Source organism: Arthrobacter sp. AOP36-A1-22 (assembly GCF_052377615.1).
Taxonomy (GTDB): Bacteria; Actinomycetota; Actinomycetes; order Actinomycetales; family Micrococcaceae; genus Arthrobacter_H.
On record NZ_JBQSWX010000014.1, the window covers coordinates 61,021 to 76,010 of the forward strand.

8 protein-coding genes are annotated in these 14,990 nt (G+C 67.5%); all 8 read right to left on the bottom strand.

Annotated elements, in window-relative coordinates; all coding sequences use genetic code 11:
• Positions 1–3 precede the first annotated feature (3 nt).
• Positions 4–2,394: a transglutaminase family protein gene (locus tag ACT3S2_RS09945; RefSeq protein WP_444561649.1), complete on the bottom strand. Its 2,391-nt coding sequence runs from the start codon at positions 2,392–2,394 to the stop codon at positions 4–6.
• The gene (locus tag ACT3S2_RS09950; RefSeq protein WP_444561650.1) at positions 2,391–3,788 is read right to left on the bottom strand and encodes a DUF58 domain-containing protein; all 1,398 of its coding nucleotides are present in this window, start codon (positions 3,786–3,788) and stop codon (positions 2,391–2,393) included. Before ACT3S2_RS09950 ends, ACT3S2_RS09945 begins: the two co-directional genes overlap by 4 nt.
• 27 nt (positions 3,789–3,815) lie before the next feature.
• Complete coding sequence (locus ACT3S2_RS09955) at positions 3,816–4,799, bottom strand: AAA family ATPase (protein WP_444561651.1); 984 nt, start codon at positions 4,797–4,799, stop codon at positions 3,816–3,818.
• Positions 4,800–4,851: 52 nt separating this feature from the next.
• Positions 4,852–10,917: an Ig-like domain-containing protein gene (locus ACT3S2_RS09960; protein WP_444561652.1), complete on the bottom strand. Its 6,066-nt coding sequence runs from the start codon at positions 10,915–10,917 to the stop codon at positions 4,852–4,854.
• A gap of 184 nt (positions 10,918–11,101) precedes the next feature.
• Positions 11,102–12,466 (bottom strand): adenylate/guanylate cyclase domain-containing protein, encoded by a 1,365-nt coding sequence (locus ACT3S2_RS09965; protein WP_444561653.1) that lies wholly within the window; start codon positions 12,464–12,466, stop codon positions 11,102–11,104.
• The gene (locus ACT3S2_RS09970) at positions 12,459–13,019 is read right to left on the bottom strand and encodes a PH domain-containing protein (protein WP_444561654.1); all 561 of its coding nucleotides are present in this window, start codon (positions 13,017–13,019) and stop codon (positions 12,459–12,461) included. The genes ACT3S2_RS09965 and ACT3S2_RS09970 overlap by 8 nt, the downstream gene beginning before the upstream one ends.
• Positions 13,020–13,096: 77 nt before the next feature.
• A complete protein-coding gene (locus ACT3S2_RS09975) occupies positions 13,097–13,972 on the bottom strand; it encodes a biotin--[acetyl-CoA-carboxylase] ligase (RefSeq protein ID WP_444561655.1) in 876 nt (291 codons plus the stop codon).
• 72 nt (positions 13,973–14,044) lie between these two features.
• The gene (locus ACT3S2_RS09980; RefSeq protein ID WP_444561656.1) at positions 14,045–14,920 is read right to left on the bottom strand and encodes an SDR family oxidoreductase; all 876 of its coding nucleotides are present in this window, start codon (positions 14,918–14,920) and stop codon (positions 14,045–14,047) included.
• Positions 14,921–14,990 lie beyond the last annotated feature (70 nt).

Here is a 14,990-nt window from a genome sequence, read left to right on the forward strand (position 1 = left end):
CGGCTACTCCTTTTCCTCGGGGGTTTCTACTGTACGGATATCTTGCTGCCCTGACCCGCGTTGGGCCCGGCGGGCGTTGATGCGGGCCGTGGCATCGAGGACCAGTGATCGCGGGGAGTACTTGCCTCTCATGCGCCCCCAGAATCCTACCGAGGAACTCATGCCGGCAAGTTGCTCATCGACCAGGTTCCAGTAATCGACGATCTGGGCCTCGGTGGGCACCGCGGATCCGAAGACCGCGGCATCGGCCCGGTGGGCCAATTCGGTGGTGGTCTCCGTCGTGCCGGGGAAGCCTCGGCCCAACGCCCTGGCGTTCTCCCGGCGGGTGCCCGAGGACTCGGGGCGGGCCCCCAGGTCCGTGGCCAGGGAAATGACCTCGTTCCAGCCACCGCTCAACCGGTTTCCCGGCCCACCGGTTCCGAACCGGCGTTTGCGCCGGCGCAGCTTCAGGAAGGCCACCACCAGCAACGGAAGCATCAGGATGAACAGGGGGATCACGATGCTCAACGTGACCGTGAGGATCGGACCCCAGAAGGCCCAGAACTCCTCGTTGGAATCGTCCGCGTCCTGCGGATCGGGAGCCGTCTCGGGGGGAAGCTTCGCCTTGTCCTGCGGCGGTGGGGGCGGCTGGAGCACCTGGGGTTGCGGAACCGATTGGGGTTCCTGCTGCGGCGGGGTCGGTTCCTTGTCCTTGTCCGGGGTGGGGGTGAACGCCACCCACCCGACATTCTCGAACTCGATCTCCACCCAGGCGTGGACGTCCTCGCCCTTGATCTGCACGGTGCCCGCCGGATCGTACTTCTCCGGGTAGAACCCCATCACCACCCGGGCCGGCATGCCCTGGTCCCGGGCCATCAGGGCCATGGCCGCCGCGTATTGTTCGTCGTCGCCGATCATCGAGTCGGCATCGAGCAAGGAGGCGATCCGCGCCGCCCCGTGGCCCGAGAGGCTGGGTACCTCGTTTTCCTTGCCGTTGGAGAAGTATCCCGTCTCATGCAGGATCCCCTCCATCGCCGCGGCACGTTCCACCCCGGTCTTTTCGTCCCCGGCCATCTCCGCGGCCTTGCCCGAAACGACCTGCGGGACATTGGCCAGCTTGGGCATCGTCACGTCGGAGAGTCCGTAGTCCTGCAGCTTCTTCCTATCGATCTGCACCGGGTACTCCACCGCCGCCGTATAGGAATCCCCGGTGCGCAGACCGGTGGTCGACAGCGCGGTTTCGGCGTCGTCGTTGTAGAACAGCGAACGGGCCAGTTCCTCGGAGCGTTCCCCGGCCACGTCCAGGCCCAGGAGCTTGCCGCCGGCAGGCAGCCAGACCCCGTGGTATCCCTCGATGGTGATGTCCAGTGACCCGCGGGACCGCAACGGGTCCTCGGCGGCGGAGGAATTGACCTGCCCGACGTCCCCGACGGGGGTGAAGTTCCCGCCCGAGCGCGGATCGACGTCGAACACCATGCCGTCGTAGCTGTCCAGCGCCGCCAACCTGACCCGTTGGCCCTCGGGCAGCCCGGTCACCGAAAGCAGCGGTTCGTCGGCATTGTCCTTGGCATAGTTGCGGAAGCTCATCAACGGGCTCGGGTAGTCATACAGGTCCACCGGGGGGACGACGGCGTCGCGCAGTACCTGTCGGGATGGCCCGCCGTCCAACGCCGGGGAGGCGATGGCCGTCAGCCCACCGGCGACCATCAGGACCACGGCCCCGGAGCCGATCCGACGCAGACCCGGCCGGATGGTGGAGCCGGAGCCGCCGTCGTGCCCTGCCGGCTGGTCCAGCCCCGCGGCACGATCCACCTGCCGGCGCCAGGCCAACCAGCAGACCAGCGCCATGACCAGGACCAGCCCGCGCAGCAACGGCAACGGCACGTCCCGGGTCCCGAAGATGATGCCCACGATGAACATCACGGCGACCGGGATCGTGGCCCAGAACGGTGAACGGAACCTCCAGGCCAGCAATCCGGCGAGCAGGGCGGTGACGTAGGCGCTGAGGAACGGGACCACCAGCATGCCCGCCCGCAGGCCCACCGGCGGGGCGACGGTGAGCACGTCCTTCCAGGACAGGACGACGCCGGCCAGCAGGGTGCGCAGTGATTCGAAATTGGGCAGGAACCCGGACGTGGCTTCGGTGGGGGTCGCCAAGGGCGTTCCGGCGATCAGGTATACCGCGATGCCGACGCCCGCCGCAGACAGGAACCCCCAGCGGTAGCGGACGATGACGTGCGCCAGGACCAACCCGAGCACCACGCCACCGATCCCGGCCAGCAGGTAGTGGACATCGCCGCCGAACGCGGCATGCAAGCCCAGCACGCCCAGCCCCAGGCAGACGAGCAGGACCACGGCGTCGATGGCGCGGTGGGCGGAGGGCAGGTGGGCGCGCCAGGAGGCGGGGGCGCTCATGAGGCCACCTGGTGCAGGATCAGTGGCAGCTCGCTGAGTTGACCGACGGTGATCACCGTCAGGTCCCCGATGGTTGCCCGGGCCGGTTCCTGTCCGGTGCCGCAGCGCACCGCGAAGGCCCGGACGCCCACGGGAACATGGGTGCTGGCCTGGCGCAGTTGCCCCGGGGTCGCCACGGTGCCGGTGACCAGGAAGAAGACCGAGGCGTTGGGGACCGCATCATTGGTGGTGCGTGAGAGGTCGATCAGATCGCTGCGCCGGGGCCTGGCCTCCACCCGGGTGCAGTCGTCGAGCAGGTTCCGTCCGGTCTCGGTCCGCAACGGTCCGGTCTGGGTCACCACCGAGAGGTTCCGCTGCTCGCGGACCGCCTGGAGCCCGATCGAGGCGGCCGCCGAGACCGCGAGTTCGAAGTCGTCCGGGGCCGCGTACTCCGCGGTGTTCGTGGACAGGGCGATGGCCAGATGGGAGCGCCGGGTCTCCTCGAATTGGCGGATCATCAGCTCGCCGGTGCGCGCGGTGGTCTTCCAGTGGATATGGCGCCGGTCATCCCCCGGGACATAGTCGCGCAGGGCATGGAAGGAGACGTCCGAGGAGGACAGCACCCGGGTCGGTTCCCCTTCCAGGTCCTTGATGAACCCGGAGCTGGTCCCGCCCAGGGCCGTGGTGGCCGGGTGGACGAACAGGTCCTGTTCCTCGGTCCACTTCACTTGACGGCGCAGTAGCCCGAACGGATCCTGCCGGATGGACCGCACCGGGCCGACGGCGATGACGGCCCGGCGGTGGGTGGGGATGGTGAACAGTTCCTCGTGGGCGGCCTCGGACGCCAGCCGCGGGATCCTGAAGAATGCGGTGGAGGTCCCGACCGGCAGTTCCATGGACACCGGAAGCAGGGTCTTGCCCGAGGCGTTCTGCACTTCCAGCCCGCCCACGGCCCGGTCCCCCACGGCCACCCGGGTCCGGTTCAGGTCCAGGCTGACCCGGAAGACCGAACGGCCCAGGATGAAGGCGATGGCCAGCAGCAGGAGCAGGGCCCCCATGAGGGCGGCGATCCTGGCTTCCTGCCAACCGAACATCCCTCCCAGCAACGCCAGGACCAGCACGACGGCGGCCAGCAGCCACCCCAGCGGGCTGACCACCTCGGTGGCCGGTTCGATCTTCGGCCGGACCCACCCGCTCAGCCGCTGCCAGAGCGGCTGGACCTCGAGTTTGATGAGCTGGCCGATCTGGGCCGACAGGGACGCCGGATGCAGGCGGGAACGCCTTGCTGCCGTGGGCCGGGCCCGGCGCGGGCTGCCGGGCCCACGCCGGCGCCGGAACCATCCGGCGGCGCCGGGGAACCGGGAGGACCGGGTCCGGGCGGACCGGCGGCCGGAGTCCTGAGTCGGGGTGCTCATGCTGGGGTATCTGCCTTCCGGACCGGGCTAGGCGCGGGAATCGGCGTCGGCGCGCTGCTGCGGTGCCGCGGTCACGGACAGGATGCGGGCCAGGACGGACTCCGGGGTGGCCCCGGCGAACTCTGCTTCGGGGTCCATCACGAACCGGTGCGTCCACACGTAGGGGGCGAGTTCCTTCACGTCGTCGGGCAGCACGTAGTTCCGTCCCTCCGAGGCGGCCCAGACCTTGGCGGCACGGACCATGGCCAGGGCGCCACGGACCGAGACACCCAACCGGGTCTCCTCGGCCTCACGGGTCTGCTCGGTGAGTTCGGCAATGTAGTTCAACACGGACTCGTCGACATGCGTGCTGGTTGCCAGATCGGCCATGTCGGCGATGGCGCTGGTGGTGATCAGCGGTTTCAGGGCCAGCGACCTGTCCCGGGTGGAGGAGCCGGAGAGCAGGTCCACCGTGGAGGCGCGGTCCGGGTAGCCGATGGAGGTCTTGATCAGGAAGCGGTCCAGTTGTGCTTCGGGCAACCGGTAGGTCCCGGCCTGCTCGATCGGGTTCTGGGTCGCGATCACCATGAAGGGCCGCTCCTGGGTGTAGGTGGTCCCGTCGATGCTCACGCGGGCCTCCTCCATGACCTCCAGCAGTGCCGACTGGGTCTTCGGCGAGGCACGGTTGATCTCGTCGGCCAGCACGATGTTGGCGAAGATCGGCCCCTGGTGGAACTCGAAGAGCTGGCTCTTCTGGTCGTAGATCGTGATGCCGGTGACATCCGAGGGCAGCAGGTCGGGGGTGAACTGGATCCGCGAATTGGAGCCCTGCACGGTGGCGGCCAACGACCTGGCCAGCATCGTCTTGCCGGTGCCCGGGGCGTCCTCGAGCAGCACATGGCCTTCGGAGAGCATGGCCGTGAGGATCAATTTGATCACCTCGGGTTTGCCCAGGATGGCCTGACCGATATTGGCCACCAGTTTCTCGAAGGTACCGGCAAACCATTCGGCCTGTTCGTTGGTCATTGTCATTTTCGTGGGTCCTCGCTTGCTGTTCCTGCTCGACGGTGGGGTGGCGGTCCTGCTATTTCTTCGGCCATGTGGTCACCTCGTCCGACCAGACGGTCAGATTGCCTTTGAAGAGTTCCACCGAGATCGGCATCTGGTGGTTGGCCCCGTGGAAACAGGTGAGTTCCTTGGTCTTCTTTCCGTCGACCGTCACCTTCGACTGGTAGTCGTTGAACCGGTTGCTGCCGCCGTCGTCGTGACAATTGGCCGTCCAGGTTCCCGCATATTTGCCGGTGAATTCCTTCAGTTCGACCTTCAACATGTAGCATTCCTGGTTGCACCGTGGATCCGAGACCGGCTTACCCGAGACCAGCTTGACCGATGGTTTGGTCGGCTCCGGCTTCTTCTCTGCCTTCGACGTTTCCTTGACCGTCCAGCTCTTCTTCTGTCCTTCGGTATCCGTGGCCGTGATGGTCAGGGTCCGGGTCTGTTTCTTATATTGATCCAGGCTCCCGATCCTATGGCGGCCCTGGCCGGCGTTCACCGCCCCCACCCCGCCATCGATCGATGCCTTGAGCGTTGCCTTGCGGCCGTTGGCGTAGGAATCGGCCTTCCCGTTCCATTTGAAGGAGATCGAATCCTTCGTGTTCGATTTCGACCGTCCGCCGCCGTCGCGCAGCGGGCCGTAGGAACTGGTGCTGTTCGAGCCGGGGCTCGCGTCCCCGGCCCCTGCCGCGTTGAGCGCCCTGACCCGCCACGAGTGGGAGGCCCCGTTCTTGTTGGTGGTCACGACCGAACCGGGGCCGCCGAGCTTCTTCCAGGAGCCTCCGTCGGTGGAGTACTGGTAGCCGGTGATGGATGAGCCGTTGGCTCCCGGCTTCTTGAAGGAGAGTTTGACCTTGTTGTTCGTTCCCGTGGCCTGGGCCGTGGGTTTGCCGATGGACTTGGGCCGGCCATAGGGCGTGACCGCCGTGGACTTGCCGCTGGCCGGCGAGGTGCCGACCTTGTTCTCGGCCGTGACGGAGAAGCTGTAGGACCCGGTGGTCTTCAGGCCGGTGACCGTCTGCTGGGTGGTCCCCGAGGAGATCCCCCCGATGGTCTTGACCGTTGATCCTCCCTCCTTCACCTTCAGCGTGTAGCCCTGGATGGGTGCCCCGTTGTTCCCGGGGGCCTTCCAACTCACGTCGACCACCCCGCCGTTGACCGCCGAATCGGCACGGACCGCGACGGGGGCGTTGGGTTGGAATGGCTTGCCTGCAGGGATCACCGAGGCCGAATAGCTGCTCCACTGCGAAGGCTTGTCCGCCTTGTTCACCGCCCTGACCCGGAACTGGTAGGAGACCCCGTTCTTCAGGCCCTTCCAGGTGTGGCTGGTCCCGGTGACCCCGGTGACCTGGCTGACCCCGGTGGCCGGTGCCGGGGAGATCTCCAGCGTGTAGCTGGTCACCGCCGAGCCGTGGCTGACCGGCTTGTCCCAGTTCACCGTCGCCTGCTCGTCCCCCGAGGTGCTGTTCGGTGCGGCCGGCTGCTCCGGTTCGACATCGGGCCGGGCATCGGCCGAGGACGCGGAGGCACTTGATTCGCCCACCGCGTTGGTGGCGGTCACGGAGAAGTTGTAGACGTGGTCGTTCTCCAGCCCGGTGATCGTGCAGGTGGTGGTGTCGCAGTTCTGCTCCACGCCGTCGCCGGTCACCGTATAGGACTCGATCGGAGAGCCGTTGTTGGACGGGGCATCCCAACTCAGCACGGCCTTGGAATCACCGGTGGATTCGACCAGCGGCAGGCCGGGGGCCTCGGGTTTGCCCTTGACGTTCAGGGTCACCGTGCCGTTGACCTGGCGGTCCGGGTCCTCGGTGATGTCCCCGATCGTATAGAGGACGCGCAACGTCCCCACGAAGTCCTCGGCCGGGGTGATGGCCAGCTGGTCGCCGCGGATCTCCGCCGTGCCCTCGCCCTCTTCGCCGGTGACGCTGATGATCTCCAGAGGGCCCTGGTCCGCGTACGGGTTGTGGTCGTTCTCCAGGACCGGGACCGTCTCGGTCCTGCCCTGGTGCGCGTCCTTGACGGTGTCGTCCACGGCATCGGGCAGTTCACGGGTGGAGGCGAGCACGTTCAAGGTGATGTTCGCCGAGACCGCGTCGTTGTGCCCGTCGGTCACCGATACCTTCACCGATCCCTGGGTGCCCTTGGGGGTCTTCACGTCGGCGGAAGCGGTGAGGAAGTGGCCGTCCACGAGTTGGGTCTCCACCCCCTCGAGGTCCTGTTCCCCGACGGAGAACTCCAGCTCGTCCTCGTCGGGGTCGCTGGCGATCTGGCTCAGATCCAACCGGGCAGGGTCCTCCCCCTGGGCCACGTCGAGCGAATTGGACTGGATCGTCGGAGGTTCGTTGTCCTCCGGACGCGGCAGCACCTTGATCGGGATGGAGATCATGCTGTCCAGGCCATCGCGGTCGTCGGGCCCGGACCCGTCGGTGACCTCCACGGTCACCGAGGCGGGGCCCGAATAGTCCTCGGCGGCCTTGAAGGTGAGTTCCGTGGCCGAGCGGACCAGTTCCCCGTCGTTCTCCGGAACCGAGGAGGCCTTGGATTCATCGGTCAACCGGGGCCGGTGGCCGTCGCGGACCTGGACCAGATCTTCGAGATCGAGTTTCAGGCTCTCCCCGGCCATCACTTCCTGGGGCTTGTCACTGCGCAGCACCGGCCGCGCGCCGCCGACGCCCGGGACGATGGCGAAGGCCGTGGAAGACAGGTCGTCCTGGTCGGTGATCGTGTAGGCGATGACCTGGGAGTCGTCGCCGAGCTTGACCTTGAGCTGGTTGTCCTTGGTGACGTGGGCCGTGGCCGGCTCATCCGGCAGGGTGACCTTCAGATCGTCGATGCGCCCATCGGGGTCCTCGTCGTTCTCGAGAATGGGCAGGGTGACGTCGTCCTTGCCGACGACCTCCTGCATCGAGGCATGATCGTCGCGGGCGATCGGGGCCAGCAGCTTGGCTTCGGGATCCGATTCGACGGTCAACGTGGCGCTGGCGGTCCCGCCCCGACCATCGGTGATCTTGTACCTGACGGACAAGGAGCCCTTCTGTTTCGGGGAGGTCACCACGATCCGCCCGTTGGAGACCTTCGCGTCGACGCCGTTGGAGGTCTGCAGATCGTCGATGAGGGTGATCTGGTCGCCGTCCGGATCGGTGTCGTTGTCCATGACGTCCACGGCCACGGGCCGGTCGGGACGCACCGTGATGGAATCGTTCACGGCCACCGGCGGATTATTGGTGTTGGACAGCGGGGCGACGCCGACCATGACGGTGCCCGTCGCCCGGGCCCCCAACCGGTCTTCAACGACGTAGGAGAACACGTCGGTACCGCTGGAGTTCTTGCTGGCCGTGTATTCGATCGCCGAGCCCTTGACCTTCGCCGAGCCCAGCTTCGGGGCACCCCCGAGCTGGACGAGCGTCACCGAGTCCCCATCGGGGTCGATTCCGCCCAACGGGACCGCGATGGCGGTGGTCCCGCCGGCAAAGACCCGTCCGACGATCTGTTCGGGTGAGGGCGGGGCGTTATCGGCCACGTCCACCGGCTTCACGTGGAAGTTCACCCGGGCGTTGGCTTCCTGCCCGTCGGGTCCGGCCACGGTATAGACGGCCGAGACGTTATGTGGTTTGCCGTCGAATTCACCGGCACGGAAACGGACGGTGTCATCGGCGACGCTGATCAGCGATCCCGCTCCCAGGTCGTCGGCTTCCTTCAGTTCGGGGAGCAGGGTCAGATCCGCGCCGTTGGGGTGCAGGTCGTTCTCCAGCACATCGACCGTGGCCACGTCACCGGCCCGGACGACGACGTCGTCGGTGTTCGGTCGGGGCGGATCGAGTTTGGGTGGTGCCGGAACGGGAATCACGTTGATCTCCCCGGTGGAGACCCCGCTGCCGTTGGAGACCGTGTACTGGACCTTCATCGGTTCGGTCAGTCCACGCACATCGGTGATCCGCACGAAGCTGTTGCGTTCCACCGAGACGGTGAACGGCGCGTCGTCGGGGGCTTCGGCCCCGGTGAGGACCAGGACCCCCCCGGCAGGGTCGGAGTCGTTGCCCAGCACGTTCACCAGCACGTCCTGGCCCGCCGGCAGCAGCGCCACATCGCGGACGGCGACCGGGTTGCCGGAGTTCTGCTCGGGATCCTTGATGTCGATGCGCACCAGTCCGGGGGCACTGGCCGGGCCGTTGGTGGCCACGTATTTGGCATAGAAGGTCCCGGTGCGTTCCCCGCGGATGGTGACCGTGCCGGTGTCGGGGTTGCTGTCCACGTCCACGCCGTTGACCGATTCGACGGTGGCCAGGCGCAGCTCCGCCCCGCCGGGATCGGCGTCGTTCTTCAACGGGGAGAACGTCACCTCCTCGCCGACGTTCGCCGTCACATGGTCGGTCGCGGTCACCGGCGGGGTCGCCGATTTGGGCAGGACCTCCACCACGACACGCCCCTGGGCGCCCTCGCGCCCATCGGAGACCTGCACGGTGATTTCCTTGCGGCCGGCCTTCTTGCCGTTGTCCTGGAAGGTCAAGGCGCCATCGGGGCGGACGCGGATGACGTCCTTGTCATCGCTGGAACCGCCCAGCAGCTGGAGGTCGTCGCCGTCGGGGTCGATCCAGTCGCTCAGGATGTTCTGGGTGACCGATTCGCCTTGTTGGACCCGGAGCGTGGTGACCCGTTCCTGGCTGGGTTTGTGGTTTTCGTCCTCGGGGACGACCCGTACGGTGGCCTTTTCCGTCGCCTCGCCGCCCCGGCCGTCATTGGCCCGGTAGGTGAAGGAGGTGCTGCCGGTGGCGTCCTCGGGGACGACCATCTGGAACCCGGTGCCGTCGTTGATCTGCTGCAGGGTGCCCATCGTGGGCTGCTTGCCTTCCAACGAAGCGGTCAGCAGGTCGCCGTCGGGGTCGACGTCGTTGAACAACACCGGAAGGGCCGTGGTGCGTCCTGCCCGGACGCCGAAGGAGTCGGGTTTGGTGATGGGCTTCTTGTTCTTCTCGGTCCGGTTGGGCAGTTCGATGGCGTCGGTGACCTCCTTGGAGTCCTCCTTCTTCGCCTCGCCCTTGCCCTTGGGCGGCTCCAGATCGCTCCAGTTGCTGACGATCTGCATGCCGTCGTTGACCAGCCACACCTGGCCGGAGGTGACGTCGTTGAGCACGACGACGTCGCGGTTGACCCGGAATTGCAGATCCGAGCCGGCCGGCAGATCGGGCACCTGCCGGTTCACGTCCTGGGAGTCGTCGTCGCAATCGCGCACGTATTGGGCGCTTGACTGCCAGGCGGCGTAGGTGCACTCCCCGACCCTGACCGGCTGGATGGCGGTCCCGCCGGCTTCCAATGGCAGGTAGTCGGCGTCCCCTCCTCCCAGCGGGACATCCGCCAATTTATTGCCCAGGGCGATCACCGCATGGTCGGTATCGGGTCCGGGGGCCTGGAGCTGGCCCCCCTCCGGGTCCACGACGGTGCTGGTCTTGCCCGTGGACATCGTGACCCGTCCGGTCTTCTCGTCGAAGAGCACCGCGGTGTCCCCGACGACGCTGAGCTGTGCCGCGGAGGCATCCCCGAGCGCCTCGACGTCCTGTTCGCTGTCCTGGGTGAAGCTGCCGTCCGATTCCGGGACCCAGCTGAAGAACTTCTGCGCCTCGACGTCGACGGCCCATACCGTGTCGTCGGCGCCGACGGCGGTGAGGACCTGGCCCTTGGCATCGAGCAACGGAGGGGTGTCCTGGGAGGCGAAGGACCCGAGGTGCTCGGTGGCGGTGGCATAGACGATGCCGTGGTCGGCGTCGGTGACCGAAACGACCCCGGAACCGTAGGAGAAGGAGGAGTTGGCAGGCAGGGCGTTGTCGTCGGCGAACTGGACCATCGCCGGGTCGATCGTGGTCAAGGCGCCCTGGTCGAGGTTGCGCACGAAGACATGCTCGGCATCCTGCTCGAGATCGTAATCGGGCAACGGGGTCAGCACCCCGCCGTCGAGCACCTTGGACTCGTAGTTGAGGTGTCCGACCTTGTTGAGTTCCTTGTTCACCACCCAGACGCCGCCGTCGTTCAGATCGACGTCAGCGGTCTTGAATCCCGGATAGATGACGGCCCCGGTGATCGCCAAGGCGGAGACCGCTGACACGGCTGCCACCTTGAAACCCGTGCTTTTGCCCGGATTCGCACCCCATCGGGACATACGTGTAGTTCCTCATCAACGTCAGATTTTGTTCGGCCCCCAGCGGGAAGCAGAACCAGCCACCCTAGATCCTAACCGATGGAGGAAATCCGGCCCATGGGGAGAACTCCCCATCCCGGGGCGGGCGGGCTCAGTCCAGGACCAGCCCGGCGCCCTCCCCCATGGACAGGACCACGGGGTTGATGTCCCCGAAACCACGGACCTGCGTGGTCGGTTGGGGGTCCAGGACGAAGCGGTCGTCGCCTTCCAGGGTGCCCGCGGTGACCGAATCGGTCCAGACGGTGCCGGGGTCCGCGAGCGCCGTCAGCCGCGAGGCCAGGTTCACGGTGGGCCCGTAGACATCACCCAGCCGGGAGAGGATGCGCCCCCAGACGATGGAGACCCTCGCTTTGGGCAGGAAGTCGTCGTCGGCGAATTCGGTGGCCAAGGTCAGCGAGATCTGGGCCCCGGCCTGCGGGGTCTCGGCGATGAAGAGGACCTCGTCGCCGATGGTCTTGACCAGCCGTCCCCCACCGATGGAGATGATCTCGGCGCATTTGTTCTCGAAGCGCTGCACGGTCTGGGCCAGCGTGCGTTCGTTCATCCGGCGCGACAGCGAGGTGTAGGAGACCAGGTCCGCGAAGCCTACGGCGCGGGCCAACGGCAACGGGGCGTCGTCCTCGCTGCCGTCGCGGCCCTCTTCGCTGGAGGCCAGCCCCGTTTCGGCGCGGACCCCCAACCGGTGGACCGCAGCGTTCAGCTGGCGGCGCCAGGAATAGACCAGGAGCTTCTCCAGCGGATCCACCAGATCCGGGAGGCGGTCCACCAACCGTCGCCGGGCTTCGGGGTCGCTGACCCCCTGGTTCTGGACCATGTCCTCCACCAGTGCCTCGATCTGCCAAACGACCATCCGGTCGGTCATCTGCCCGATCGACCGGGTGATGGAGACCGCGGCCTCCTCGGTCAGCACCGAACTGCGCACGTTGCCCACGATCGTGCGCAAGGCTTCCAGGTCCACCTCGGTGAAGGCGACGTCGTCGTCCCCGAGGTTGGGGAAGCCCAGGGCGCGCCAGAGTTTGCGGGCGCTGAGCAGCGAGATCCCCGCCGCGGCGGCCGCCTCGCGACGGCGCATGGTGCGTTTGGCCCCGAGCAACAGCTTCTCCAGGTCCTGGGCGGATTCCTTGACCTTTTCGCGTTCCAACGCCTGGGCCAGCGGCAGGGCCCGGGTTTCCGGGCCGGCATCGGGGCTCAGCTGCGGCAGGCTCCCGGTGGACGTCCCGGTCGGCGTCGAACCGTGATCGGGTGGTTCCAGGTCGGCACTTTCCGGATCCGCCCGGTCGGTGACCGGCTCCACCGCTTCGGGGTCGGCCGGCTCCTGCCCGGGGCCGGTTTCCCCGGCCCGCTGCCAGGGCGCCGGGGGCAGGATCGGGAGGGCCGCGGTTCTGGGCAGGGGCTCCCGTCCCGGTGTCGGGGCGCTTTCCGCCCGCTGACCACCGGCGTCCTGCCCATCATCCATGTCCGATCCCATCCACGTGTTCCTCCGTACCAATTTCTACACCATCGAACCCCATGGATCTGGGTAAACGCTCAATGGTGGTCACCACCAGCTCCCTGACGCGTTCGATCCGCGGCAGATGCGGGATGCGTACCGGCCCGTTGGCGGTCTCCAACACCAGGGCCCCCGAGCCGCTCGCCCGTTCAACGAGTTTCTGGCTGGTCTTCAGGGTCCGTACGAAGGCCAGCGGCAACTCCCACTGGTTCCTGGCCCCGGCCCCCCGGCGCACCACGATCCGTTCGTTGGTCAAAAAGACCAGCGTCCGTCTCCATCGAACCACCGGGATGATGCACCAGGCCAGCAGGAGCACCGCGGCCACGATCGGGATGACCACCTGCAGCAACGGGACGGTCTGCTCCACGGCCTCCGGCAGGTCGTTGCGGGTCAGGGTGCCCAGGGCGAAGGCGCTCAGTGCGGTCAGGATGACGAAGACGACGGCGGGACGGTTCAACACACGGCGGTGCGCCCGGGTCTTGACGATCACCCACTCGTTCTCTGCCAGTCGCAGCCTCATCCGCTGTCCCTTCCCTCGCGTGGATCCTGCTCGCCCACGTCGGTTCCAAGTCTAGGCGGCAGCACCGATGGCCCGGATCAGGCGTAGCGTCCGTCGGTGCGACGCAGGTGCACCACGTCCCCGGCCCGGATGGCGGTCAGGGTCCCGTCGGCCGTCTGCACGCTCAGCGCCCCGTCGGGCTCCAAACCGACGGCGGTGCCTTCCACGCTCTCCCCCGAGGGCAGTTCGGCCCTGACGGGCGCCCCGATCGTCGCCATGGACCGGGCCACCCGTTCGAGCAAGGTGGCTCCCCCGTCGATCGCGTCCCCCGCCCGGCCGCCGGCCCGCAGGAACCCGGTGTAGAGGGCGGAGACCCGGCGCAGGTAATCCTCCAGCAGGGCGGTCGTGTCAACGGTCCGGGCCCCTTCAAGCAGCAGCGAGGTGGCGGTGGGTACGGGCAGTTCCTCGCGTTCTAGGGTGACGTTGACCCCCGAGCCGACGACGACGGCGGCCCCTCCGGGGGCGGGGACCAGTTGGGCCAGGACGCCGGCGACCTTGCGGCCGGCGACGATCACGTCATTGGGCCATTTGAGTTCGGCGGGGACCCCGGCGCATTCGCGCAGGGTGTCGGCCAGGGCCGTGGCGCAGAGCATCGACATCCAGGCGTAGGTCTCGGCGGTGGCGGGCCGGCCTCCGGGTACCGGGCGGAAAAGCAGGCTCACCGCCAGGGAACTGCGGGCAGGGGCCTGCCAACTGCGGTCCATCCGTCCTTTTCCGGCGGACTGGAAATCGGTGGCCAGCACACTGATCTGCGGCCATTCCCCGGGGGCGGCGGTGAAGGCGGCGGCCAGGTCGGTATTGGTCGACCCCGTGGATTCCACGACCTCCACCCGGGCGATGGTCCCGGGGGCGACGAGTTCACGGCGCAGGGCCTCGGCATCCAGGGGGGTACGCAGGGCGGCGGGTTCGTTCATGGGGTCCAGCCTAGTCCGGGTGCCGGTGGCGGGCCGGCCCCGCCACGGGGCGGCCCGCCACCGGGAACCGGCTCAGAGGAACATGTCGGCGACCAGCGACTCCTCGGGGGCTCCCATGCTGTAGCCGGTGAAGTCGGTGACCCCCTCGGCACGCAGGACCTCTTCGTCGATGAAGAAGTTCCCGCTGCATTCGCCCGCCGGGCGGGCCAGGATGGCGGCGGCGGCATCGGCGACGATAGATTCCTTGCGGGCGCCCAGGACCAGCTTCTCCCCGCCGGGCATGTTGCGGATCGCCGCGGTGTTGATCAGCGTGGCCGGCCAGAGCGAGTTCACGCCGATGCCGTCCGAACGCAGTTCCTCGGCCAGGCCGAGCGTCGTCATGCTCATCCCGTATTTGGCCATGGTGTAGGCGAGGTTGGCACCGGCCCATTTCGGGTCCAGGTTCAGCGGCGGGGACAGGGTCAGGATATGGGGGTTCGACGAACGGCGCAGCGCATCCAGGCTCAGCTTGGACAGCAGGAACGTGCCGCGGACGTTGATGTCATGCATCAGGTCGTAGCGCTTCATCGAGACGGCATCGGTGGAGGAGAGGTCGATCGCCGAGGCGTTGTTCACGACGATGTCCAGGCCTCCGAATTCGGCGACGGTGGCCTCGGCGGCCGACTGCACATCGTCGTCGTTGCGCACGTCCCCGACGATCGGCAGGGCGCCGACGCCGTGGTCCCGGATCTGCTCGGCTGCCGTGTAGACGGTCCCCTCGAGGGTCGGATGGGCCGTGGCGGTCTTGGCCATCAGGGCGATGTTCGCTCCGCCTGCTGCCAGTTGCAGGGCGATCGCGAGTCCGATGCCGCGGCTTCCACCGCTCATCAGGACCGTACGTCCTGCGAAGGGGCGGGTTCCGTCGGCGGCGTCGGCTACGGGGTTCTGGGGTGCTGGTGACTCGGTCATGGGACCAGCCTACGGGAAATCCCCCGCGAAGGTTACCCGTCAGTAACAAGCCCTTCCTGCCCGGAACCAC